Here is a 23,272-nt window from a genome sequence, read left to right as displayed (position 1 = left end):
TTACCAGCGTGGAATGGTGGTCGTCACATCCGCATTCTGCGCGCGCTGGCGCAGGAAGTGATCCATCAGCACGATCGCCAGCATCGCTTCTGCGATCGGCACCGCGCGGATCCCCACGCACGGATCGTGACGTCCTTTGGTGATCATCTCAACTTCTTCGCCATCGCGGTTAATCGTGTGGCCCGGCACGGTAATGCTGGAGGTTGGCTTCAGCGCGATGTTGGCAACAATCTGCTGCCCGCTGCTGATCCCGCCCAGGATGCCGCCCGCGTGGTTGCTCTGGAAGCCCGCTTTCGTGATTTCGTCGCGGTTCTGGCTGCCGCGCAGGGATACCACGTCAAAACCGTCGCCAATCTCAACGCCCTTCACCGCGTTGATGCTCATCAGCGCGTGGGCGATGTCGGCGTCGAGACGGTCAAATACCGGCTCGCCCCAGCCTGGCGGGACGCCATCGGCCACCACGGTCACTTTCGCCCCGATGGAGTCGCCCTCTTTTTTCAGGCCGCGCATCAGTTCGTCCAGCGCGTCCAGCTTGTCGGCATCGGCACAGAAGAACGGGTTTTGCTCGACCAGATCCCAGTCTTTGATCGCCAGCGGAATGTCGCCCATCTGGGTCAGACAGCCGCGGATAACGATACCAAATTTCTGCTGCAGGTATTTTTTGGCAATGGCGCCAGCCGCCACGCGCATTGCGGTTTCACGGGCGGAAGAGCGTCCGCCGCCGCGATAGTCGCGGAACCCGTACTTTTGTTCGTAGGTATAGTCGGCATGGCCCGGACGGAACACGTCTTTGATGGCGCCGTAGTCCTGGGAGCGCTGATCGGTGTTTTCAATCAGCAGACCAATGCTGGTGCCGGTGGTTCGGCCTTCAAAGACGCCGGAGAGAATTTTGACCTGGTCCGGCTCGCGACGCTGCGTGGTGTAGCGAGAGGTGCCCGGACGACGACGGTCGAGGTCGTGCTGTAAATCGGCTTCGGTCAGTTCGATGCCTGGCGGTACGCCATCAACGATACAGCCCAGCGCCAGCCCGTGTGACTCGCCAAAGGTGGTCACGCGGAATAACTGTCCAATAGTGTTTCCTGCCATCACGGCTCCGATGTTGTTGTTTGTGTTTGAGCGTTGTGAAACGGGCCGAAGCCCGCTGGATTAATCTTTATAGATGCTGAAGTGTTCGCGCGCGTCGAGCAGCTGCGCTTTGGTCAGCATAAAGACGCCGTCACCGCCGTTGTCGAACTCAAGCCAGGTGAACGGCACATCCGGGTACTGCTCTATCAGATGTACCATGCTGTTGCCCACTTCACAAATCAGAACGCCGTCGTCGGTCAGATAATCCGGCGCGCAGGCCAGAATGCGGCGGGTCAGCTTCAGGCCGTCAGAGCCAGAAGCCAGACCCAGCTCCGGCTCGTGGCGGTATTCGTTCGGCAGATCGGACATATCTTCCGCATCGACGTACGGCGGGTTGGTGACGATCAGATCGTACTGCAGCGTCGGCAGATCGCGGAACAGATCGGAGCGAATTGGCGTAACGTGATGGATCAGGCCGTGCTCTTCAATATTGTGTTCGGTCACGGCCAGCGCGTCGGTGGAGATATCGACGGCGTCCACTTCCGCTTCAGGGAAGGCGTACGCGCAGGCAATCGCGATGCAGCCGCTGCCGGTACACATATCGAGAATGTGCTGCGGCTGATGGCCGATCAGGCCTTCAAAGTGGTTGTTAATCAGCTCACCAATCGGCGAGCGCGGCACCAGCACGCGTTCATCGACATAGAACTCGTGGCCGCAGAACCAGGCTTTGTTGGTCAGATAGGCGACCGGAATACGCTCGTTCACGCGGCGGATCACGCGCTCAACGATGCGGTGTTTTTCGCTGGAGGTCAGGCGCGCGGTGCGCATGTCTTCCGGGATATCCAGCGGCAGGTAGAGTGACGGCAGCACCAGCTGCACGGCTTCATCCCATGGGTTATCGGTACCGTGACCGTACCAGATATTGGCGGCGCTGAAGCGGCTAACCGACCAGCGCAACATGTCCTGTATGGTATGCAGCTCGTTTACTGCTTCATCGACAAATATTTTATCCACTCTTTCCTCCAGGGCATGCTCGCATAATTTTCGGCGGCTAGTTTGCCATGAAGACGGCGATAAATCAGCAATGACGCGTCGCGCTTGAGGTTAAAAAATGCGTTTAGTCGGGTACACTATCGGAAATACGAGATGAGAATGACGAATGAAAAAGAAAACATCGCTCAGCGAGGAGGATCAGGCGCTCTTCCGACAGCTGATGACCGGGACGCGTAAGATCGCGCAGGACACCATCGTTCATCGCCCGCAGCGTAAAAAAATCAGCGAAGTCCCGGTCAAACGCCTGCTGCAGGAGCAGGCCGATAACAGCCACTATTTTTCAGATGAATTTCAGCCGCTGCTTAATACGCAAGGGGCTGTTAAGTATGTACGCGAAGACGTCAGCCATTTTGAGCTGAAAAAATTACGCCGCGGGGATTATTCGCCGGAGCTGTTTCTCGATCTCCACGGCTTAACGCAGATGCAGGCCAAACAGGAGTTGGGGGCATTGATCGCCGCCTGCCGTCGCGAACATGTTTTTTGCGCCTGCGTAATGCATGGCCACGGTAAACATATTCTCAAGCAACAGACGCCCCTGTGGCTGGCGCAGCACCCGCACGTGATGGCTTTTCATCAGGCACCGAAAGAGTACGGCGGAGATGCCGCGTTGCTGGTGTTGATTGAAGTGGAAGAGTGGCAACCGCCAGAGTTGCCCTGACAGAATGGCGGGAAGCACATTGCACCCCGCCATATCGCACGTCACGTCAGATCGCTTTTGCCATCTTCAGGTTGCACGGACTCATTTGCCAGTTGAAGACACCTTTGCCCGTTTCGTCGAGAGAAACATTGGCAATAGCGGATGTCGTGAACATAGGCGGGGTCTCGCCAGGGCAAAGCTCAGATACCAGATAGCCAACCAGTGGCAGGTGGGAAATGACCAGCGCGGAAGCGACACCTTCATTGCACAGCGCCTGAAGATAAGCGCTGACAAGGCCTACATCGCCACACGGGGTGAGTTCAGGGAGAACATCCACGCTGGATGGTAGGTTCATACACTCCCCTACCACGTCCAGCGTCTGTTCTGCACGCAGGAACGGACTCACCAGAACGCGTTCGATGTCCACTTTTTGACCGTTAAGCCAGGTCGCCATCAGACGAGATTCGTCGCAGCCACAGACGGTCAAAGGACGTACTGAGTCACTGGCGGCATCGAGTGCCGCGTCGCCGTGACGCATGATAAAAACTTGCATATTGCACCGCTTTTGTTAACCAGAATCACCGGCGTTAACTACCCGCGATAAATGCTGAGAGGTAGAAAACCCGATGGCCGGGCATTGTGCCTGATCCATTCGGTGAATGAAACGCTGTTTTTTACCTCAATGGCGTAAGTATAGTCAATCTCTGTTTACAAAATCGCCAGAACAGGTTCCTTCACCTCAGGATTTACCCTTCTTTGACCTCAGCTTACGAGGACAGTTTCCCTTGCTGGCCAAAATGTCTGGCCCCGTTCCGCCATCTGCAATAATTGGTCACACGGTGTAAACCGTGGACCATACTGCGAAGCCAGACGTTGCAGGATTGCAACCACTTCACCCGCGCCGAGCGTATCCATGTAACGGAACGGGCCGCCAAGGAACGGCGGGAAACCAATGCCAAATACCGCACCAATGTCTCCATCGCGCGCGCTCTTGATCGCCTGCTCACCAAAGCAGCGCGCCGCTTCATTGAGCATCATCATCACGCAGCGCTCAGCGCACTGAACGGCGGAGAGTTTTCCCTGACCAGAAGTCGTAATAAGTCCATAAACCGAAGGGTCGACCTGTTTCCTGCTTTTACGCCCTTTCGCGCCGTAAAGATAGAAACCGCGTTCATTTTTTCTGCCTTTGCGATCGTCCTTCAAAATCGCAGAAACAATATTTGCAGGTGGGCTGAAACGATCGCCATATGCGGCTTCCAGCACTGGTATAATTTTAGTGCCGGTGTCTATTCCCACCTCATCCAAAAGTTGGATTGGACCTACGGGGAAACCAAACTTTACCAGCGCCTCGTCGACGTGCTCGATCTTCTCTCCCTCCGTCAGCAATCGCATGGCTTCATTAATATAGGGAGCCAGAATGCGGTTAACGTAGAAGCCGGCCTTATCTGCTACTACGATCGGCGTTTTCCCCTGCTTCTTCGCAAGTTTGACTACCGTGGCGATGGTTTGCGGACTGGTCGTCGCGTGTGGAATGACTTCCACCAGCGGCATTTTTTCGACCGGGCTAAAGAAGTGCAGCCCAATCACCTGCTCCGGACGCGCGGCTTTCGCCGCGATATCGCCAATCGGTAATGACGACGTATTGGAAGCAAAAATGGTATGCGGAGCACAATGTTGCTCAACGTCTGCCACCATCTGCTGCTTAAGCGCCAGATCTTCAAACACGGCTTCAATCACCAGATCGCGGTGCGCAAAACCGCTGTAATCCGTCGTACCGGAGATCATCGCCAGGGTTTTATCACGCTCGCTTGCCTTGATATGGCGGCGTTTCACCTTTTGATCAAGTTTCTGCCAGCTGTACTGCAGCGCGTGGTTGATACCCTTCGGATTGATGTCTTTGATACGTACAGGTAATTTGCCTTTGCTGGCGGTAACAAAAGAGATACCGCCGCCCATGAGCCCCCCACCCAGTACGCCAATGGCACGCAGCGGTGCAGGATCAGCCTCGCTGCCGGGATCTTTTTTCACGTCCGTGCTGGCGAAGAAGATGCTGCGCAGCGCCTGTGACTGCGGCGTCATCGCCAGTTCGCCGAAGGCTTTGGCCTCCGCGGCATAGCCGCTGCTGCTTCCCTGCGACAGCCCGGTTTCGATCACTTCCAGGATCCGCTTTGCCGCCGGGTAGTTGCCTTTGGTTTTTTGTTCAGTCTTTTTGCCCACCATGTTGAACAGAAGCGTTCTTCCCAGCGGGCCAGCCAGCACGCGCTCGCGTACCGGCAAAGGACGTTTTGCCTGACGCCCTTTCAGCGCCACCTCAACGGCGGCCTCCAGCAAAATGGACTGCGGTACGACGTCATCGACCAGACCGGCTTTTAGCGCCTGACGGGCACGCAGCTGTTTACCGGTTAAGATCATCTCCAGCGCCGTGCTGACGCCCACGAGGCGCGGCAGCCGTTGCGTTCCGCCGGAGCCAGGCAGCAGGCCCAGCTGCACTTCCGGCAGGCCCAGAATGGTTTTTGCATCGTCAGTACAAATCCTGCTGTGACATGCCAGCGCCAGCTCAAGCCCGCCGCCCAGACAGGCGCCGTGGATCGCTGCGATAACCGGGATCGGCAGGCTGTTGATCTCCGACATTACCTGCTGGCCCTGACGCGCCAGCTCTTCGGCTTCCAGTGCGTTTTGCGCCCGGTCGATCATGTTGATATCCGCCCCGGCGATAAAGTTGTCGGGTTTGGCAGAGATAAACACCAGGCCGCGAATGGCTTTGTTTTCGCGGATCTGCTTTAGCATCGCGCGCACCTGAACACCAAATTCGGCCTTCAGGGTATTCATCTTTTCATCAGGCACATCAATAGTGATAACGGCCACGTTATCGAGGCGAACCGTCAGATTAAATGCAGATGGCATATCCATTATTCAGCCTCCAGAACCATTGCTGCGCCAAGGCCACCCGCCGCACAGGCGGTTACGAGGCCAAACCCGCCGCCGCGGCGACGGAGTTCATGTAATGTTTGCGTGATCATTCGCGCACCGGTGGCGGCAAACGGGTGACCGTAGGCGATAGAACCACCCAGCACGTTGAACTTACTCTGATCCACTTCGCCTGTGGCATGGGCGCGGCCCAGCACATCGCGCGCGAAACGCTCGCTTGCCAGTAGCTGAACGTTTGCCAGAGTCTGCGCGGCAAACGCTTCATGCATATCAATCAGGGTTAAATCAGCCATCGTCAGCCCCGCGCGCTCCAGCGCCAGCGGCGTGGACCATGCCGGACCTAACAACATGTCCTGCCAGACATCAATGGCGGTGAAGGCATAGCTGCGTAAATAGCCCAGGGGAGTGATGCCCAGCTCTTTCGCGCGGGATTCGGTCATCAGGATCACGGCGGCGGCCCCGTCCGTCAGCGGCGTACTGTTCGCCGCCGTCACCGTACCGTGCTTGCGGTCAAACGCCGGGCGCAGCTTTGCGTAATCCGCCAGCGTCGAGGTGCCGCGAATATTGTTATCTTCCGCAAGCGGTTCGCGATAGGGCGGAATGTAGGCGGTCATGACCTCGTCGGTCAGCTTGCCTTCCGACCAGGCTTTTGCCGCAAGCTGATGCGAGCGATGCGCCAGCGCATCCTGCTGTTCACGGGTAATGCCGTAGGTTTTCGCCATCTGCTCGGCGGTATCGCCCATGCGCAGGCCGGTGGAATATTCCGCTACGGCAGGGGGGACAGGCATCAGATCGCGCAGACGTAAACGCGAGAAGAGTTTGAGTTTTTGACCCGTTGTACGGGCTTTGTTGGCATCGACCAGGATACGCGCCAGCTTTTTACTGACCCCAATCGGCAGCACCGAAGAGGAGTCAGCCCCACCCGCAATTCCGGCGCGAATAGTGCCCGCCATCAGGCTTTCGGCTACGTTAGCCACGGCCTGGAAACTGGTTGCGCAGGCGCGGCTGACGCTGTAGGCATCGGTATGCACGTTCATCCCGGTACCGAGTACGATTTCCCGCGCAATATTGGGAGCTTCAGGCATCTGCACGACCTGACCGAACACCAGCTGCTCGATGACCTCAGGCGGAATTTCGCTGCGAGCCAGCATCTCCCCCACTACCATTTTCCCCAGGTCAACGGCCGGTATGCCATGAAACGCCGTTGCCTGACGCGCAAATGGCGTTCGCAATCCACTGACTATGGCAATGCGATCGCCCTGACGGGTAATTAGCGGTAATGCCTGACTCATAACACTCCCCTGTAAAAAATTTTTTCGCAAACATAAAGTGGTCTGACCTGATAATAGTCTTAACCATTTTTTTACATTCAGCCAATCGGGGAAACGAAAAAATGCGAGCTAAAACACAGAGAAGAAAAAGAAAATGCCCCTGCATGGCAGGGGCATTTGTGCGGTTTGTTGCCGGGTGGCGGCGTTGCCTTACTCGGCCTACACGATCGTAGGCCCATGCAAGCGAAGCGCCGCCGGGCAAAAAGGATTAACGCAGACCCAGCTGGAAAATCAGCGTTTCTGCTTCGCAGGCGAAAACAAAGTCGATGTCCAGCTTCACGCCGCCTTCCACTTCGGTGAAGGTCGACTTGATTTCACACGGATCGGATTCAACATCACGCGCACGCTTGCTCAGCGCGGCCAGGGTCTCTTCCGCTTCGGCACGGTTAGTGAACACACGGCTGTAAGACGCGGTGCAATCGGAGTTGTCCATGATGGTCCCAACATCCATACAGCAGCAAACCGGGGTTTCATCAGCACTGCATTTACTCATAGCTCAATTTCCTCTGTATTCGCGCAGCGCGCGAGATAAACACGATGCTGATATTTTACGCCCCGGCGCGGGCTCTCTCCAGCCGTTAATGGCGCAAAAACGGATAAGTGACCAATATCACACTAAAAAATGATCCAGAACAAAAACCACCCTTTTGGGTGAGTCGCGATGGTCACAATTTTGCCAACCAGATCTCGTTTCGCGAAACATGTTTGAAAATATTAATAAACAAACTTGCAACATTCTGGCTGGTCAGACCTATACTCTGGCCACTGGTCTGATTTGTCTGTCATACCTCAGACCCTACACTTCGCGCTCCTGTTACGGTATGTAACAATTATTGAATAAAAATAACTCAATGAGGTTATGGTCATGAGCCAGAAAACCCTGTTCAACAAGACTGCGCTGGCAGTCGCAGTGGCACTCGTCTCCACTTCCGCCTGGTCAGCGGGCTTTCAGTTAAACGAATTTTCTTCCTCTGGCCTTGGCCGTGCGTATTCCGGTGAAGGCGCTATTGCTGATGATGCGGGTAACGCGAGTCGTAACCCCGCGTTGATCATGATGTTCGATCGTCCGACTTTCTCTGCCGGTGCGGTTTATATCGACCCTGATGTCAACGTTTCTGGTAAGTCGCCTTATACGGGTGCGAACCTTAAAGCGGACAACATTGCCCCAACAGCATGGATCCCCAACCTGCACTTCGTTGCGCCTATTAACGAACAGTTTGGCTGGGGTGCATCCGTAACGTCTAACTACGGCCTGGCTACCGAGTTCAATAACAACTACCCGGCTGGTGAATACGGCGGTAAAACAGACCTTACTACGCTGAACCTCAACCTGAGCGGTGCGTATCGCCTGAACGATAACTGGAGCTTTGGTCTGGGCTTTGATGCCGTTTACGCCGATGCCAAAATCGAACGTTATTCCGGGGAACAGACTGCGCGCCTGCCTAAAAACAGCAATAAAATTGCCAGTCTTGAAGGTGATGAGTGGGGCTATGGCTGGAACGCCGGTATCCTGTACGAGCTGGACAAAAACAACCGTTGGGGCCTGACCTATCGTTCCGAAGTGAAAATTGACTTCGACGGCGATTACAAGAGCGGCATCCTGACGCCTGTGAACAACCTGGTTCCTGGTGCGGGTACAACCATTCCTTGGGGAACGTCCAACCAGACCGTTCCAGGTTCACTGTCACTGCATTTGCCAGAAATGTGGGAAGTGTCCGGTTACAACCGTGTTGCGCCGCAATGGGCTATCCACTATAGCCTGGCCTATACCAGCTGGAGCCAGTTCCAGGAGCTGAAAGCGACCGGAACCAATGGCCAGACGCTGTTCTATAAGGACGAAAGCTTCCACGACGCCTATCGTATTGCGTTGGGTACCACCTACTACTACGATAAAAACTGGACTTTCCGCTCCGGTATCGCATTTGACGACAGCCCGGTTCCGGCAGACAAACGTTCCATTTCCATTCCGGATCAGGACCGTTTCTGGTTAAGCGCGGGCGCGACGTATGCGTTCAACGAGAATGCATCCATCGATGCGGGCGTATCTTATATGCACGGTCAGAAAGTGACGTTCCAGGAAGGCCCTTACGAGTTTACCTCTGAAGGTAAAGCCTGGCTGTTCGGTACGAACTTCAACTACGCGTTCTAACCGCGACAGAATCAAAAAAGGTGAGCATTGCTCACCTTTTTTATTTACTCAGAATCGATATCTTTTAGTTCGTTCTCGATCGCCTTCGCGTTTGGATTCTCTTCCGGCTTCAGCTTACCGCCGTTGGCAATAAAGTCATGATTCTGGAAGTACGCTTCACGTACCATAATGTACGGGTCAGAAGACTGGCGCAGCAGGCCATCAGAGTCAAGCAATTGCGCGCGGGTTTCAATCCCTTCCACCGTCCATTTACCCACCGACAGCGGCCAGGTCAGCCATGACAGAACCGGATACAGCGTATCGACCATATCACCGCCGTCATCACGCACGGTGAAGCTGCCATAGAACGGCAGATGAACGTAAGGGCCGTAACCGACACCATAATGCCCCAGCGTACTACCAAAACGGTGCGGCTGTTCACGCTGAAGTTTCGGGTTCGCCATGCCTGCGACGTCAATAAAGCCGCCCATCCCCAGAATGGAGTTCAGGAAGAAGCGGGTAAAGTGGACCATCCCCTGGTAGGGGTCGCCCTGCAGGAAGTAGTTCACCATTACCGCAGGCTCTTCGAGGTTGCTGGTAAAGTTACTTAACCCGTTACGCGCGGGCTGTGGAACATAATCGCGCCATGCCACTGCCACCGGGCGAACCACATACGGGTCCAGCACGTTGTAGTTTAAGCTATACATGGAGCGGTTAAATCCTTCGAGAGGATCGGAGCGGCCCGTTTGCTCCCCAGAGCTGGCGCAGCCCACAAGCATCGTCGCGCCCAGCGCAAGCGCCGACAGCCGAAGTTTCATAAATATCTCCCTGTTCAGTATGGCTATCGTTGATTGCCATCCGTAACGGAGCCTGATGCTCCGTCTGTAAACGTGCAAGCGATTGTAACAGCACGTTTACCGATGTCTATGAGCACAATTACGGGCAGTAACCACCGTGACTCTGATCTCAGCATAGCCTGGCTTTTAGAATTCGTTTCGCTGGCAATTTTATAATGCCTTTGAAAGAGATGTATCACCTTTGTTGTCATTGCTGCCAATTTAAGAGCATCCCCACAGGCATCCCGACAAAAGCCGCTACGCTTAACAGAAAGATCAATCTCCGGGAGCATATATGAAAGAAGTGGGCGAAGAAAAAATTGGCGAGAGCAATGAGGAACTTGAAATTGAAAGCGAGGAGAAAGCGCGCGGCGAGAAAATAGAAATTGACGAAGATCGCCTCCCTTCCCGCGCGATGGCCATCCACGAGCATATCCGCCAGGACGGTGAAAAAGAGATGGAGCGCGACGCGATGGCTCTCTTCTGGTCAGCCATCGCTGCAGGGCTCTCAATGGGCGCATCTCTGCTTGCGAAAGGGATATTTCATGTGCAGCTGGAAGGCGTACCCGGCGGTTTTTTACTCGAGAACCTCGGTTATACCTTCGGCTTTATTATCGTCATCATGGCCCGCCAGCAGCTATTTACTGAAAACACGGTGACCGCGGTTCTGCCGGTGATGCAAAACCCCACACTCGGGAATTTCGGTTTATTGATGCGGCTCTGGGGCGTGGTCCTGCTGGGAAATATCATCGGCACGGGCATCGCGGCCTGGGCGTTTGAATATATGCCGATATTTGATGAACCCACACGGGATGCGTTTGTAAAAATCGGCATGGATGTAATGAAAAACACGCCGGTCGAGATGTTCTCGAATGCCATCATCTCCGGCTGGATTATCGCCACGATGGTGTGGATGTTCCCTTCAGCAGGCAGCGCCAAAATTGTCGTGATCATACTGATGACCTGGCTGATTGCGCTGGCGGACACCACGCATATTGTGGTCGGGACCGTTGAAATCCTCTATCTGGTCTTTAACGGTACGCTTCACTGGAGCGATTTCTTCTGGCCGTTTGCCCTTCCGACGCTGGCGGGAAACATCTGCGGTGGAACGTTTATCTTCGCGCTGTTAAGCCACGCCCAAATCCGTAACGACATGTCAAACAAACGCAAAGCTGAGCTTAAGGCACGGGAAAATGATGATAAATCGACAAAAAAAACGACCTGAATGGTGACTCTTTGAGCAGTCAGGCGGCGATGCGCTTAACGCAAAGTGTAAATAAGGCTATACTCGTGCCGCCTCGTCCCCTTAGTTAAATGGATATAACGAGCCCCTCCTAAGGGCTAGTTGCAGGTTCGATTCCTGCAGGGGACACTTTACCCTCCCGCTTATTTCTGCACATCGTTTCTCCACACCCGCATTCACTGAGCAGAAAAATCCTGTTTGATTTGAGCATAACGCGTTGCCAGCTGTCTTAGACGCAACTCCAGCTGGGTTTTTTCGGCTTCAGGAAGCGCACTTTCAGCACTATGCTCTGACAGGCGCCGGAGTTGTTCTTCAGCCGGTATGGTTTGGTTAAAGGACTGCATTGTCGAAAAAACCACCGATTTAAGCTCACTTACCGTGATATATTTTCCTTTTTGCTCATCCAGACTACTCAGCCTATGGCTCAGTTGCTGAAGCTTCATCATTCCCTGATACCAGCTGTTCATGGAATCGACAGGCAACGCTGCCGCGTTAAATTGTTGCTTCCACTGCACGGTGAGCGACTTCGCTTCCTCCGGCTGCAAAGTCTGGAGTTGCGCTAACAACTGAAGGCTGTAGGAAATATTCCAGTCAGGTGGGAGCTTATCCAGTCGGGCAAGCTGCTGCTGCGTTTCGGTGATAAACGTGGACGGAATGGTGCCTCGCTGCGCTAACGCGTCTTGCTGAACAGGAGTAAGCACTTCAGGTAACGGCGCCAGCGAGGCAATGGCCTGAGTCGTTAAGGGATCCGGTCTCGACAGAAAGCCCCCTCCCCACGCCACGGCGAGGCTGACCACCAGCACAGAACACATCCCGGCGAGAAAGGGTTTCCATGGTCTGACAGACCCTTGCGCAGTCGGACGCTCCTTTGTATCCGGCTGATTTTCCTGCTGCACAACGTAGACCCATTTCACTTCGCCAATCGGTTCTACCCTTTCCTGAGGTAACTCGCGACCGGGCATTATGATCGCATCCAAATCTGATGCGTCATTACCGCTTTCCAGCCGTTCAGCACTTGAACGTATCAACGTTCGTAACGTATTGAACTGGCTAAGGCGTTTGAGTTCGAGACGCTGGAACACCGCGCTCAGGCTGGTAAGCAACGCTTCAGCACTATAAAGCTCACGTAGATGGCTGTTGTTCAATGCAAGCATGCGCATGCGCTGCTGCAGGCGCTGGCTCAGGCCACTAAGGATTTCCAGACGAGCGTGTAGCGTCTTCGGCCAGAAAACGTCCCACTGGCGGCTAATCAGGGCCTCCAGAATTGCCAACCCTTCGTTCAGGCCAGCTAATCCAGACAGGTGAGTACGGGCAAGGGTGTACCAGGCCGCAGTCTGCAACTCCACACCGTTTTGTTCAAACAGAGAGAGACAGAGTCTTTCGACATATTGCCAGTTCACATCCGGGCGAGCAGGATGCGTAAGCTTACTGAGTTCATCGCGAAGGGCGGCGTAATCTGGCAGCGTACGCGGGTCGCCGCCGGTTTTTAACGTTATATGTGTGGTCATCCTGAAGGGCCTGCATATCCGTGTAGTTAATTTCGTCAGTTGAGATGTAAGGCTATTTTGCGATTAAAAATGCAGTGACTAATAAAAGGAATGAATGTTATCGCTATGGCAGCAGCGCTAAAATCAGACCGTAAAAAATGCCTTCATCAAATAGTTGTCCTGAACGGGATGAGATATCAGGGGGGCGTAAAGATCCAGCCATTTACGCTCCCCACTCGCATGAACAGGCGTCCCTGAGAAATCACCTTATCCCCGGAACAGAAAGTCACCTCGACACAACCTGCTACGCCCTGTCCATACAGAAAGATCGGCATAAATCTGACCGCTCGGCTGCCATAACGCAGAACGATACCGGAAATCTCAAAAGCCCCGCCCTCCACCAGCAGATCCGGAACGGATACCGTCAGTGGCTCCACATTCAGTCCCGTATCTGTCAGCCACGCGTTCATCTCATCCTGAAGCTCAGCCATTCGCTGGCGAAACTCTGCAATATCAGCCTGACTCCTGCTGATTGCAGGAACAGGTGCAGGTTGTCTTGCCTGCAACTTCTTCAGGAACTGTGATTTTACGGACATGATGTTATCGGACCTTATATACGGAGAGTGGTGTCGAGATACTGCTGTTGCCTGAGATGCCTTAACAGGACCCGTCCTTCGGGCATAAATTCAGTCCCGTAGCGCACCAGGCCAATCCCTTTAAGTTCAGCATCAATGGCATAGCGCAACTCACCAGGGATTTTCTGGTCGAGCAGAATGACATTTATGCTTTTCAGGCGCGGTTCATATTTGAGCAGAACGGCAGACAATGTGCCCATCAGCTCATGGGCCGTTCCCGGCATGCCCTGCAGGATTTTGGTCATGTCCGGCAGGCCGTAGTCAGGCAGATGCGCCAGCGTGCCGGCGCGGCAGTTGAGGATACGCTGCATGTTATCGAGTACGGACAAAACGACCTGGTTCTGCTCGCTGACCTGATGCAGGTCGAGGCCGCCGGTGAAGTTGCCATAAAGTGTTTCATACAGTGAAGGACGGAATGACTCACTCATCTTTCAGCGCCTGCAGAGTCAGTCGATTGTTGCCCGCGTCAATAACCCGGGCCTTATCCGGATCAAGCTCATCGCGGCTCAATACTACACGCCAGGTGTTGTTCTCCTGGTCCGGTGACATAAACATCCCGGCCACTGCCACATACTGCGCATCTTTTTCCATTGGCATATCAACCGTGACCGCCCCCCCGGGCTGCAGCCTTATATCTTTCTCCGCCATGAGGTCTGCCTTGACGGCCTGGCTGTCGTCTTTAAACAATGAGGGGTAGTCTGTGCTATCAAAGGTTTTGCGGTCTTTAAGCTGATAAATACGCACCACCGTCGACAGAGCGACACCACCAGCATTGCTGTTCACGGCTTCACGGGCACGAATATCGAGATGCAGAATCTTCACCTGCTTATAAAAAATCGATTTAGTCACGGCGACAGTGCCGTCCGTAACACTCTGAGTAAGTCCACAGCCTGCCAGTATCAGCGTAATGCCTGTAGCCAGCGTAACCAGAGGAAATTTACCAGCGGTAATCGCCATCTTCATCGGTCTCCCTGCGGTGAATATTTTCCTGTACGCGCTCGTAGCGGCCAAGATTGATGGTTATTGTTTTTGGATGTGATGCGGTCTTAGCCGCATTCAGCGGTCGCATCACGGCAGTGCGGCCCAGCTGAACCGCCCCGGCGTTGGGTTTACTGCTCATTGTCGCGTCCGGCAGCAGGCTACGGTCGACACACAGCTGTAACCGCACATCGAGGCGGGAGCCAAGATAGACATGCAGGAGCGCCATCAGGTCCGTGTGAAGCTCCCCATCCGGTAACCAGCCCCGCACCTCTGCCGGGTCAGTGGTGGTCAGACGCATCAGCACCTGACTGTTTACGTCGGTGGCATAGTTCCCCATCACCGGACGGCTGGTCAGGGTGACGGGCTGCCTGACGCTCATGGTCAGTGGCTTCTTCAGCGGTACACGGCGTTTGTCGTGGTGCCAGATTTTCGCCTGCGTGTTGGGTGCCAGCAGGCGCACCAGCGAGGCCATGCCTTCTGCGGTACGCCCCGGCAGCAACATGACCGGCAACAGTGCCAGAAAGCGCGAAGCCGGGGCCGCGATATTGTCCGTGCAACCGTTAATCCCGAGCCCGGCCAAACCCAGCAGATACTGTGAAGTTTTGTCCTTACCGCCTTCTTCAAACGTTGCCGGATACGAGTATTTACGCCAGATACGGTAGTACTGAGCAATCAGCCGGTGGTTGAAGATATCGAGGAAGTCCGCGTTAGCTTCGTACCCTTCCCGTCTCTGGGCGATGTCATCGATATAGTGCGTCGGCAGCGGAGACTCCACGCCGTAGAGCCCCATAAAGGTGGTACGAATCGTGGTTGGAAGGTGCGGATGTTCCGGTAGCTCTGCCCCTTTGATTTCAGAGGCCGGGAACCCCATCCCAGAATGGGGTCGAAAGCGTACCGGCTCTTGTCGCACCTGCCAGGTGCTGCCAGTGACCGGTTTATCCGGCTGGCTCTGCTCCAGTAGCTGACAGAAACGGTAAAAATTCATGTACGGCAGTCGGTCGCCCAGCTGCGCTATCAGCCTGGCAGACGCGGACTGTGATTCTCTTTCCACCGGATGCATTTTCCTTCTGGCTGAACAATGAGGGTAAGCTGATTGAACTGGTTCATATCGGCATACAGCGCAAAGAACCGGTTGAGCATTTCACCGAACAGGTGAATATCGCCCTCGCCGGTGAAGCCGTTGCTGTCGAGGGTCACTTCGATATCCAGCCCCCGAAGCAGGTAGCCCTGTTCAAAACGTTGAAGGCGATGGTGCTCCACGTGCTGAATCGCCTCCAGACGCCGGGTGTTCAGTTCATCTTCCTGCCAGTTATAGAGCGCCAGCGTCCCGCGCAGCACTTCGGCAGTACTCATCATGTTCAGGAACCCGGATCCCAGGTGGCTCAGCACCCGCCAGTGAAAACGGTCTTCAGAAGGCGGATAGACTGGCAGCGTTGGTTTGCAGAGGTTGCGTACTGAAAGTTGTGTACTGACCACCTGCTCACAGCGGTCAAGCAGCGTACTCTGTAGTGCACGGCGCGGCAGCTGGCCGTTGGTGCCGGTGATTTGCAGCGATACGGCTTCACGCTCAAACAGGCGGTCCTCTTCCCACTGGTGCCCCCCAAGGATAAGCCAGGTGTCATACAACCCGGTCACGCTGCGCTTTACGCGGGTGTGGTAGTAACGGGGTGGTGCATGACGGCGCATCATCCCGCCCTTGTGCCTGAAGCTGCTGAACGGCACATACTCTGCGTCACTGGTCCGGTTTGAGCCTGTCACCGAATCCACCGAATAAATCTCGGTATGTCCGTCCTGCAGACGTTTGGGGCGCAGCAGGTACTCGCTTTCAAGCCCGGTAATGGTGAGTGGGTCAGCTTCCAGTGTGAACAGGTTAATCACCGGCACACAGTGCAGACGAACCGCGTCATCGGTGACCGGCAGCTCTGATGGCCACGGTGTGCTGAACACGACTTCGATGTCGAAATACTCTGCTCCGGCAGATGGCGTAATGCCGTCCAGCCCGTTGAGGTGGACAAACATAAACTTGTCACGGAAAGTGAAGTACTCCAGCAGCAGCTGGTAGCCGCTGAAGGCGGTATCGCCCTTCGGCCACAGGCAGTCTTCCTCCGCAAAACCACCCGGCGAGAAATACCCGTCGAGGCGAATACGGTCGGTCTGCCCGGGCAGACGCATATACAGGGCAGCCTGTCGTTTGGTGAGCATCAGGTGCAGCTGGCTGCTGACCGGGGCATCCGCCCCGAGATACAAACTGAGGTGGCTGAGATCAGCATGGGACCAGTCCGCCTGGGTGCTGCAGGCAAAACGCATCCGCAGCAGAGAGCGCCCGTCCGGCTCAGTGGTCATGGTCACCCCAGAGATATTCAGCGGGTTAAGCATCACATCGCGGGTGGTGCGGTAGCGACAGACCGTGTTTTTCGGCCCCACCGGGCGGGAGTAAACTTCCAGACCCGCGGGTATCACTTCTGCCATTTTAACGGCCTGAAGCGCAGGCGTGAACGCCACCACCGAGAGAGACGGAATGGTGCGCAGGTAATGGGGCCAGAGCATGCTGACCAGCCCTTCGGTCAGTTCCGGCAAGTCGTCGTCAATCTTTTCGCGCAGCCGCCCCATTGAGAAGGCAAACCCTTCAAGCAGGCGTTCAACATAGGGATCGGGTGTGCCGGCCTTATCCAGGTCGAGCATTGCTGCACGATCGGGATGGGTTTGAGCGAACTCTTTCGCGGCTTCACGCAGGTACCGTATTTCTGCGTCGTAATAACGCAGGGTCAAATCTTCCATTTATTTCTGTTCCTGTGGATTTAACCGCAAAGCACGGCGGCACGGGCTGGATCGACGGCGATCAGTCCGGCAAGTAACTGGTCCATTACCGGTGTAAGGCGGGCCTTTTCAGCCTCGCTGCGACCGGCTTTCAGGCGCAGGAGTTTCAGATGGCGGGCCTGCACCTCAAACATCAGCTCAGGCTCCCAGTCACTGAGGGTCACTTCTCTTGCACGCTCACCCAGTTCTGCAAACAGGTGTACCGCCAGGTCATTTTTACCGTACTGCTCAGCAATGCGTCCCATCAGCAGACGCAACAGCCACTTCTGACGATCGGTGGTCATGCCCGGCCGGGTCTGCAACCAGCCCAGCGCGGCATCCGGGCCTTCACTGTCGGCCAGCGCCACGGCTTCCGGCTCCAGCGCCAGAATGTCATCATTACCGGCGGTGGCCGGGGCTGATGGCGTATCGTTGTCCCACCCACCAGTGGTATCAATCACGCTATTCTGGATCCAGTTCAGCGTCACTTCGTCCGCAAACGGTGTACCGTCACTGAACGCCAGTGTCTCCAGCCCGGACAGGCGAGACAGCAGCCCTTTCAGGTCAGCCACGACAATGTCGGCCAGCGTCTCCTGACCGGATTTCGTCAACGCCTGGTGGATATACCATTGCAAATCCAGCCACAGGTGATTGGCACCGCGGGAAAAGGTGCTGTCGGCCGTTTCCAGCATTTCAGCCCAGTTCTGCTGCAGGTAGAGGCGTTTGAGTAACGCGCGTTGATCCGCCCTTGGCGGCTCAATGCGTGTGCGCCCCTGCGCATCCGGGGCAGGAATGGCCCGCAGGGTGTCGTGCCGCAGGCTTTTCATCAGATGGTGTGCTGACAGCCAGCCGTCCGGCTGCTCGCGCAGATATTCAGTAAGGGTGCGGGCCTGGGCCAGCAAATCCTGACCGGAGGTGATCCGCCCGATGGCCGGGGCATCGCTGTGGCTGGCTGCCGAAGGGGTGTCGCTGGTGCTGGCATTCTGCGGTACCACCGCATCCACGCCGCCCGCTTTCTGCAGACGACTTTCCAGCGCGCTATAAAGCGCATTAAGTTCGGGACGGGTTTCATCCGGCTCATTCTCAATAAACTGTGATATCAGCAGCAGCGCACCAGTGGTTCGCATCGCATCGATCCTGACCACTTCCGGGTACAGGGAAAGCGAATCAGTCATGCGCGACCCGGCCAGCCATTCCAGTGCCGCCTTACGGCTACGGTCACGCTGCGGGTGCAGCTGTGGTCCAAAACGCTCCAGCAGACCGGTCAACAGTTCGAGTCCTTCAGCCAGCCCCCGCTCACCTTCGCGGTGCAGCTTTGCCCAGCAGTAGTACGTCGCCACACGGATATCTTTGGCAGTGGTGGTCAACAGCTTCTCAGCAAGCCGGCAGATGAGTTCGGTATCCGCGCCGGAGAGTTTGTTGACCTCCTCGCGCATCTGCTGGAAGTCATCGTCATAGCCCGGGTCTTCGCCAGCGGGCGATTGCCCGGACAGCGGCTGCAGCCAGTTGTCCCACTGCGCCACACGTTCTCGGGTTGCTACAAGCAGTGGTTCCTGTTCTGTCTGGCAGGCACTGAGTAAGGCATTGAGCGTGCTCATCAGTAGACCTCCTCTGCATCACTGGCCGCACTGGCGACCTGGTCTGACGCGACGGTCGTGCTGAAGATGGTTTCCGGCAGACGGAAATTGCGCAGCTTCAGCAGCGCCAGCGGCCCCTCGCCGGCTTCGGTACGCAGGGTATAATTGAGCGTACGACCATCCTGTGCCTTCCAGCTCAGGCTGTAGCTGCTGCCCACGCCCGGATACGCTTTCACGCTGGCTTTATCGAGCAGACGAATCAGCCCCCAGCTACCCGGAATATCGGCGTACTGACGGGTCCCGGCCTGCGTGCTAATCCAGCTCAGGTTGGCCCCCGGGGCTTCAGTATCAGCAGGCCAGGTGAACCGCTTCCATGCCGGCATCTGGTTCACATAGGTCAGCTTCTGGCTGTCGATAATCATGTCGGTCTGCATCACCCCATCGGCGGTGCCCGGGCGCAGTTCGAAGTTCATGCCGGCGTTGCCTTCGGTGAAGGCCACATCCGAGATAAGACTCAGGGTGTTGATGGCGTTAAGAAACGCCGGGTTAAACGTCAGGCCCTGTGAGTTGATGCTGTCCGGCACCCAGTGGTTCCCTTCTTTGTGCAGCACGCCTTTGAGACGGGTCTGCAGGAACTGAGCGATACGCCCGGAATCCGCGTTGAGGTATTTGGCCAGCAATGGCAGAGAAACATCGCTGCTGGAGTTATTGAACGGATAACGGCCACCAAAGGTACTGTTCCACTCAGCCACCACCGCCTGCTGCCACTGGGCATTGAGGCTCTCGGCCGCCGGGGTCAGCACCAGCTGCCAGGCCTGCTCCATCGGATTCACAAATACCGTACGCCCAAAGCCGCTCCATTCCTGACCCAGGCCTGCTGCAATCAGGCTGCCGTAGTCGCGGGTTTCGGTCAGGTCAACCGCTTTACCCTGAAATACGGTCTGGGCAATGGTCTGGGTCATGGCCTGAGGGTCTGCGGCATTAGTCACCTGCTGCAGACGCAGACGCACCTGCGTCACGCGAGTCAGGTACGACTGCAGGCTCAGCGCCTGCGCACCGGTGTTGCTTTTATCCATCAGTGCCAGTACCGGACCAAAGGTTGCATCCAGCGGACCGTGAACGCCGGCACTCTGGTCAATGGCATCCTTGTTGTCAACGCCCAGCAGATTTTTGGCTGATTTCACCAGTGAATCTGATATCGCTTCGCCTGTCTGTCCGGTACGCCCCTGAACATTCAGAGTGTTCATCAGCGCCACCAGAGGCGACTGACGCACGTCGGCCATCAGGGTCAACTGGTCAATGGAGTCCGACAGCGTGGTGGCCTGGTTCCAGCGCAGGCTGTTGAGGAATTCCAGCCAGGTGCCGCCAAAATCGGCAAAATAACGCTCCGTCAGGCGATTTTTAAGTGCTTCCGGGGAGATTTCATCCTGCTTATTGACCGGACGTTTGCTGTCCGTCAACACCCAGTCGAGCTCGTCCCGGCGCGCCTTCACCACCTTCTCGATGGCAGGCTGGACGGCCTGCTCCCAGGCCTGGCGGGTAAACATGCCCGGCACGACTTCCGTGGTGCTGAACAGACGGGATGCATTGGTATCGCCGGTCATGTCTTCAAGGCGCATGTCGACATACAAGTGTGCCACCTGTGAAAGCATATTCTGGTACAGAGTCGATTCGCTATTACGCAAGCCCATCAGGCGAACCAGCAGGGAACGCGTCTGGCTGACCATGCTCTCATCCGCACTGAGCTTCCATTCCGGGTGTACATTCAGCTGAGCGCCATAAAACGTCAGCAGTGACGGAGCTACACCCTGCCAGACGGCGTCTTTCACACCATCACGTTCTGGCCAGTCGTGCAGCAGCGCAGAACTGAACCAGGCTGCGTCCATATGTTCCGGACGCGCTAGCATCAGGTAGAGCTTAAGCTGGTCATAGGTAGTTTTTGCCATCTGTTCACGCAGCGGGCTGTCCGGCGGCAGTGCATTAAAGGCATTAATCTGTCTTTGCAGATGGTTTGCAGAAGCATCCCGCAACAGCGGTAGCGCACTGTCCTGATAGCGTGGCCAGAGTGCCGCCAGCAGGGTATTGTTCTGACTCAGGCCGGCCTGCTCATACCATGGCACACCATGCTCAGAGCGGTACTGCAGGCGGGCCAGCGTTTTCTGCAGTTCAGACAGCGCGTGCAGGCGCTGCTCCAGCGGCTGATTCTGTCGGGCAGCAAGTGCGGCTTGGGTATTCGCACCGGCAATCTGGCTGCGGTTGGTGACATACGCGATGCCCATCCACACAGCCCAGCCCACCATCGCCAAGGCGACAACAGAGGTCATCGCTTTACGCCACTGGATGCCCGGCTTGCGCGGACGCAGAGCCGCAGGGAGCGCCCGGACAGAGTCCGGCAGAACCTCCCAGCGCTTATCCATGCCCCAGTGGTGCGGCACGGCACGTTCGGCACCGGCAGAGGGCTGACTGAACACCACACCGGCCAGCGGCAGCGGGCGGTAGGGATTGAGCATCACCGACAGCGGTGCGGTCACGCTTTCCGGCTCACGAATTAGCTGGTCAGCAAGCGTCAGCAGGAAGCTGTGTTTCACGTCATCACAGGTCTGTTGCAAACCCTGTGAGGTCAGCGCTGGCGTCAGGGCAGTCAGTTGCTCAGCCAGGCCTTCCGCAGTACATCTGTCAGGCAGCAGACACCCCGCCGCCTGTACAACCCGCCCTTCCGGCTTACCGACCCGCAGATGCAGGGACCAGACGTACAGGGGAAGTTTCCAGCCGAGCGTATCCATACGGGCACTGATGGCATGCGACAGGGAGTCCATGGTGCTTTCAGACGGTACCGGCAGCGGCGGCTCCAGCCCTGGTGCTGAGAGCTGGTCAAAGGCCGAGGTGACCCACACCAGCCCATCTACCGGGCGACGGCGCAGTTTGCGCAGCGCGGTCAGCCAGGCACTGTCCGCTGGCGTATTGAGGCCACCGCCCCACAGCAACAGTGTGCCGCGGTCTTCCTGCCAGAGCTGAGTTGTAAGGCCCGGAGTCAGTTGTTCCACTTCAGCGGCCGTACCGGTTATCAGCAGGATGCGAGTTTTACGTCCCCAGCGATGGCCATAGAGGTTACGCATGGCTTCACGGATGGTGTCGACGGTGACGTTACGCGGCTCGGTCTGTTCAACGCGGCCTTCATCGGCTGGCAGAACATTCTTTCGCTTAGACTGGAAACGATGCCAGCCCTGTTTAATGGCGAGCGTAATGGTTTTGCCGTGGCGGAACAGCATCAATAAAATCAGGGCTCCGGCAATGACCAGCCCTTTAAGTAACGGGGTATGCAGCCCCATCTGATCACCATAGTGCCAGATGCCCCAGGCAATCCCGCCCGCTAAAAGCGCGGAGAACCCCAGTTTTCCCCATCCTCCGCGCCATGCTGAATCACCCGTTGTCATCGTTTCTGTTCCCTGTTTGCACGGTATTAATAAATTTCTGCTCACCATCTGTGGAGAGCATCAGACAGTCGGCTTTTTGTATATTCACGATATCGCTGGCTACTGCAGCCAGTATCCATGGAGAAAAAGGGCCGCTAAGCCCGGCATATTTCTCCAGCCAGTGGAGCTGTTCAGGTTTCCAGTAACCGTCATAATCTTGTGCCGCTGCGAGTAAATCAGAAAATGCATCACCCCACCCCACGCTGTCGCCGACAATACTGGCGGTGGCACAAGCTTGAGTCTGGGTCGAGAAAAATGTATCCAGTGACTTTTCTGAAATCGCCATGTCAAGTGCCATTGGACGCAAAATACGGGCGTTAAAGGAGAGATTATATTTTGTGGCGACATCATCGGAGGTCAGCAACAGGGCTGCCAGCACATCACTGTACCTATCCCGCCCCTGTGTCTGGTGAATCAGGATCAAATCCACATCCAGCGTCGGTGATTTAATTCGCTCATCCAGTGAAATGAAGGACCTTGACGTAAGGATCGTCAACTGTGGAACAAGGCGATCTACTATGGCTGTCTGCCAAGCCTGCGCAAATGCCTCCTGTAGTACCAGAATGTCATCGTGAGAATCTGTCAGCAGCGTAACGGCTGGGACTAAATCTGAATGCAACTTTGCCAGAACTTGGCTTAATCCTGTCAGCAGAACAGAAAAATGGGTCTCATGATCTTGCAGACAAATGCGTCGGGTCAGAGATGTGCTCTGCTCTAGCGCTAGCGGGGCTGCTATAAAATTTTGAAGGGTCAGATTTGCAGGCAGCAATACACCGCTGTGTAATACAGCGACATTGCGTCCAGACCATTCCATCCACTGTTGTTGCGCATATTCTGCCTCACCGGCTTCAAATTCGTGTCTGTCAAATGCATTGTTATAGAGCCAGCCACGCAGACAGAGAAAGAAAAACCAGACAACTGCAGGGGATGCGGTAACAATCCAAAAATTAAATGTTTGAAGTGGCCCAGCCAGTTGATTGGCATGCAGGACAAACAACAGCACGCACCCGACCAGTGCAAGAACACCCAGCATCATCCACAGGATGAATGAAGGTTCTTCGGGCTTAGCCGATATTGTTGATTTCTGACGCTCCCAGCTCAT

General features: G+C 55.8%; 19 protein-coding genes and 1 tRNA gene. 4 read left to right on the top strand and 16 right to left on the bottom strand.

What is annotated here, in order from left to right; all coding sequences use genetic code 11:
- Positions 1-1,086, bottom strand: a complete 1,086-nt coding sequence (gene aroC / locus UR504_RS13825; RefSeq protein ID WP_115875913.1) for a chorismate synthase — start codon at positions 1,084-1,086, stop codon at positions 1-3.
- Positions 1,087-1,146: 60 nt separating this feature from the next.
- A complete protein-coding gene (gene prmB / locus UR504_RS13820; protein ID WP_008502612.1) occupies positions 1,147-2,079 on the bottom strand; it encodes a 50S ribosomal protein L3 N(5)-glutamine methyltransferase in 933 nt (310 codons plus the stop codon).
- 145 nt (positions 2,080-2,224) lie between these two features.
- Between prmB and smrB the strand changes: the two genes are divergently transcribed.
- Positions 2,225-2,776: an endonuclease SmrB gene (gene smrB / locus UR504_RS13815; protein ID WP_008502613.1), complete on the top strand. Its 552-nt coding sequence runs from the start codon at positions 2,225-2,227 to the stop codon at positions 2,774-2,776.
- Between the two features lie 46 nt (positions 2,777-2,822).
- On the opposite strand, the gene sixA is transcribed toward smrB, so the two are convergent.
- From sixA to UR504_RS13795, 4 genes are all read right to left on the bottom strand, one after another.
- On the bottom strand, positions 2,823-3,308 hold the full coding sequence (gene sixA / locus UR504_RS13810) for a phosphohistidine phosphatase SixA (RefSeq protein WP_045330962.1): 486 nt from the start codon (positions 3,306-3,308) through the stop codon (positions 2,823-2,825).
- Between the two features lie 209 nt (positions 3,309-3,517).
- Positions 3,518-5,665, bottom strand: a complete 2,148-nt coding sequence (gene fadJ / locus UR504_RS13805; RefSeq protein ID WP_320739804.1) for a fatty acid oxidation complex subunit alpha FadJ — start codon at positions 5,663-5,665, stop codon at positions 3,518-3,520.
- On the bottom strand, positions 5,665-6,975 hold the full coding sequence (gene fadI, locus UR504_RS13800; protein WP_115875915.1) for an acetyl-CoA C-acyltransferase FadI: 1,311 nt from the start codon (positions 6,973-6,975) through the stop codon (positions 5,665-5,667). Before fadI ends, fadJ begins: the two co-directional genes overlap by 1 nt.
- 247 nt (positions 6,976-7,222) lie before the next feature.
- On the bottom strand, positions 7,223-7,507 hold the full coding sequence (locus UR504_RS13795; protein WP_023294142.1) for a YfcZ/YiiS family protein: 285 nt from the start codon (positions 7,505-7,507) through the stop codon (positions 7,223-7,225).
- 372 nt (positions 7,508-7,879) lie between these two features.
- On the opposite strand from UR504_RS13795, the gene fadL reads away from it, so the two are divergent.
- Entirely contained in the window at positions 7,880-9,163 is a 1,284-nt protein-coding gene (gene fadL, locus UR504_RS13790) for a long-chain fatty acid transporter FadL (protein ID WP_320739803.1), read from the top strand.
- Positions 9,164-9,207: 44 nt separating this feature from the next.
- On the opposite strand, the gene mlaA is transcribed toward fadL, so the two are convergent.
- Entirely contained in the window at positions 9,208-9,960 is a 753-nt protein-coding gene (gene mlaA / locus UR504_RS13785) for a phospholipid-binding lipoprotein MlaA (protein ID WP_115875917.1), read from the bottom strand.
- Between the two features lie 313 nt (positions 9,961-10,273).
- On the opposite strand from mlaA, the gene UR504_RS13780 reads away from it, so the two are divergent.
- Together UR504_RS13780 and UR504_RS13775 are read left to right on the top strand one after the other, a co-directional pair.
- A complete protein-coding gene (locus UR504_RS13780; protein ID WP_115875918.1) occupies positions 10,274-11,203 on the top strand; it encodes a formate/nitrite transporter family protein in 930 nt (309 codons plus the stop codon).
- 75 nt (positions 11,204-11,278) lie between these two features.
- A tRNA-Arg gene (locus UR504_RS13775) sits at positions 11,279-11,350 on the top strand.
- 47 nt (positions 11,351-11,397) lie between these two features.
- Here UR504_RS13775 and UR504_RS13770 read toward each other — a convergent pair.
- The 9 genes from UR504_RS13770 to UR504_RS13730 all read right to left on the bottom strand — a co-directional run bounded on the left by UR504_RS13770 (position 11,398) and on the right by UR504_RS13730 (position 23,272).
- Complete coding sequence (locus UR504_RS13770) at positions 11,398-12,729, bottom strand: VasL domain-containing protein (RefSeq protein WP_302235955.1); 1,332 nt, start codon at positions 12,727-12,729, stop codon at positions 11,398-11,400.
- 176 nt (positions 12,730-12,905) lie between these two features.
- A complete protein-coding gene (locus tag UR504_RS13765; protein ID WP_302235957.1) occupies positions 12,906-13,304 on the bottom strand; it encodes a hypothetical protein in 399 nt (132 codons plus the stop codon).
- A gap of 14 nt (positions 13,305-13,318) precedes the next feature.
- A complete protein-coding gene (tssE, locus tag UR504_RS13760) occupies positions 13,319-13,771 on the bottom strand; it encodes a type VI secretion system baseplate subunit TssE (RefSeq protein WP_274240468.1) in 453 nt (150 codons plus the stop codon).
- Positions 13,764-14,300: a type VI secretion system lipoprotein TssJ gene (tssJ, locus tag UR504_RS13755; protein ID WP_181899766.1), complete on the bottom strand. Its 537-nt coding sequence runs from the start codon at positions 14,298-14,300 to the stop codon at positions 13,764-13,766. The genes tssE and tssJ overlap by 8 nt, the downstream gene beginning before the upstream one ends.
- Positions 14,281-15,384: a type VI secretion system baseplate subunit TssG gene (tssG, locus tag UR504_RS13750; protein WP_302235959.1), complete on the bottom strand. Its 1,104-nt coding sequence runs from the start codon at positions 15,382-15,384 to the stop codon at positions 14,281-14,283. The genes tssJ and tssG overlap by 20 nt, the downstream gene beginning before the upstream one ends.
- A complete protein-coding gene (gene tssF, locus UR504_RS13745; RefSeq protein ID WP_302235960.1) occupies positions 15,339-17,102 on the bottom strand; it encodes a type VI secretion system baseplate subunit TssF in 1,764 nt (587 codons plus the stop codon). Before tssF ends, tssG begins: the two co-directional genes overlap by 46 nt.
- Before the next feature lie 20 nt (positions 17,103-17,122).
- The gene (gene tssA, locus UR504_RS13740; protein WP_302235962.1) at positions 17,123-18,718 is read right to left on the bottom strand and encodes a type VI secretion system protein TssA; all 1,596 of its coding nucleotides are present in this window, start codon (positions 18,716-18,718) and stop codon (positions 17,123-17,125) included.
- Entirely contained in the window at positions 18,718-22,131 is a 3,414-nt protein-coding gene (locus UR504_RS13735) for an ImcF-related family protein (RefSeq protein ID WP_302235964.1), read from the bottom strand. Before UR504_RS13735 ends, tssA begins: the two co-directional genes overlap by 1 nt.
- Complete coding sequence (locus UR504_RS13730; RefSeq protein WP_302235966.1) at positions 22,118-23,272, bottom strand: hypothetical protein; 1,155 nt, start codon at positions 23,270-23,272, stop codon at positions 22,118-22,120. Before UR504_RS13730 ends, UR504_RS13735 begins: the two co-directional genes overlap by 14 nt.

Origin of the sequence: Enterobacter sp. 241F3 (genome assembly GCF_034106785.1) — a bacterium.
Taxonomy (GTDB): Bacteria; Pseudomonadota; Gammaproteobacteria; order Enterobacterales; family Enterobacteriaceae; genus Enterobacter; species Enterobacter vonholyi.
This window is presented reverse-complemented; position numbering and strand designations above follow the sequence as displayed.

Excerpts from the sequence above, each read along its gene's own strand:
- aroC (WP_115875913.1), bottom strand. The coding sequence starts at position 1,086 with ATGGCAGGAAACACTATTGGACAGTTATTCCGCGTGACCACCTTTGGC.
- smrB (WP_008502613.1), top strand. The coding sequence starts at position 2,225 with ATGAAAAAGAAAACATCGCTCAGCGAGGAGGATCAGGCGCTCTTCCGA.
- sixA (WP_045330962.1), bottom strand. The coding sequence starts at position 3,308 with ATGCAAGTTTTTATCATGCGTCACGGCGACGCGGCACTCGATGCCGCC.
- fadJ (WP_320739804.1), bottom strand. The coding sequence starts at position 5,665 with ATGGATATGCCATCTGCATTTAATCTGACGGTTCGCCTCGATAACGTG.
- fadI (WP_115875915.1), bottom strand. The coding sequence starts at position 6,975 with ATGAGTCAGGCATTACCGCTAATTACCCGTCAGGGCGATCGCATTGCC.
- UR504_RS13795 (WP_023294142.1), bottom strand. The coding sequence starts at position 7,507 with ATGAGTAAATGCAGTGCTGATGAAACCCCGGTTTGCTGCTGTATGGAT.
- fadL (WP_320739803.1), top strand. The coding sequence starts at position 7,880 with ATGAGCCAGAAAACCCTGTTCAACAAGACTGCGCTGGCAGTCGCAGTG.
- mlaA (WP_115875917.1), bottom strand. The coding sequence starts at position 9,960 with ATGAAACTTCGGCTGTCGGCGCTTGCGCTGGGCGCGACGATGCTTGTG.
- UR504_RS13780 (WP_115875918.1), top strand. The coding sequence starts at position 10,274 with ATGAAAGAAGTGGGCGAAGAAAAAATTGGCGAGAGCAATGAGGAACTT.
- UR504_RS13770 (WP_302235955.1), bottom strand. The coding sequence starts at position 12,729 with ATGACCACACATATAACGTTAAAAACCGGCGGCGACCCGCGTACGCTG.
- UR504_RS13765 (WP_302235957.1), bottom strand. The coding sequence starts at position 13,304 with ATGTCCGTAAAATCACAGTTCCTGAAGAAGTTGCAGGCAAGACAACCT.
- tssE (WP_274240468.1), bottom strand. The coding sequence starts at position 13,771 with ATGAGTGAGTCATTCCGTCCTTCACTGTATGAAACACTTTATGGCAAC.
- tssJ (WP_181899766.1), bottom strand. The coding sequence starts at position 14,300 with ATGGCGATTACCGCTGGTAAATTTCCTCTGGTTACGCTGGCTACAGGC.
- tssG (WP_302235959.1), bottom strand. The coding sequence starts at position 15,384 with ATGCATCCGGTGGAAAGAGAATCACAGTCCGCGTCTGCCAGGCTGATA.
- tssF (WP_302235960.1), bottom strand. The coding sequence starts at position 17,102 with ATGGAAGATTTGACCCTGCGTTATTACGACGCAGAAATACGGTACCTG.
- tssA (WP_302235962.1), bottom strand. The coding sequence starts at position 18,718 with ATGAGCACGCTCAATGCCTTACTCAGTGCCTGCCAGACAGAACAGGAA.
- UR504_RS13735 (WP_302235964.1), bottom strand. The coding sequence starts at position 22,131 with ATGACAACGGGTGATTCAGCATGGCGCGGAGGATGGGGAAAACTGGGG.
- UR504_RS13730 (WP_302235966.1), bottom strand. The coding sequence starts at position 23,272 with ATGAGCTGGGAGCGTCAGAAATCAACAATATCGGCTAAGCCCGAAGAA.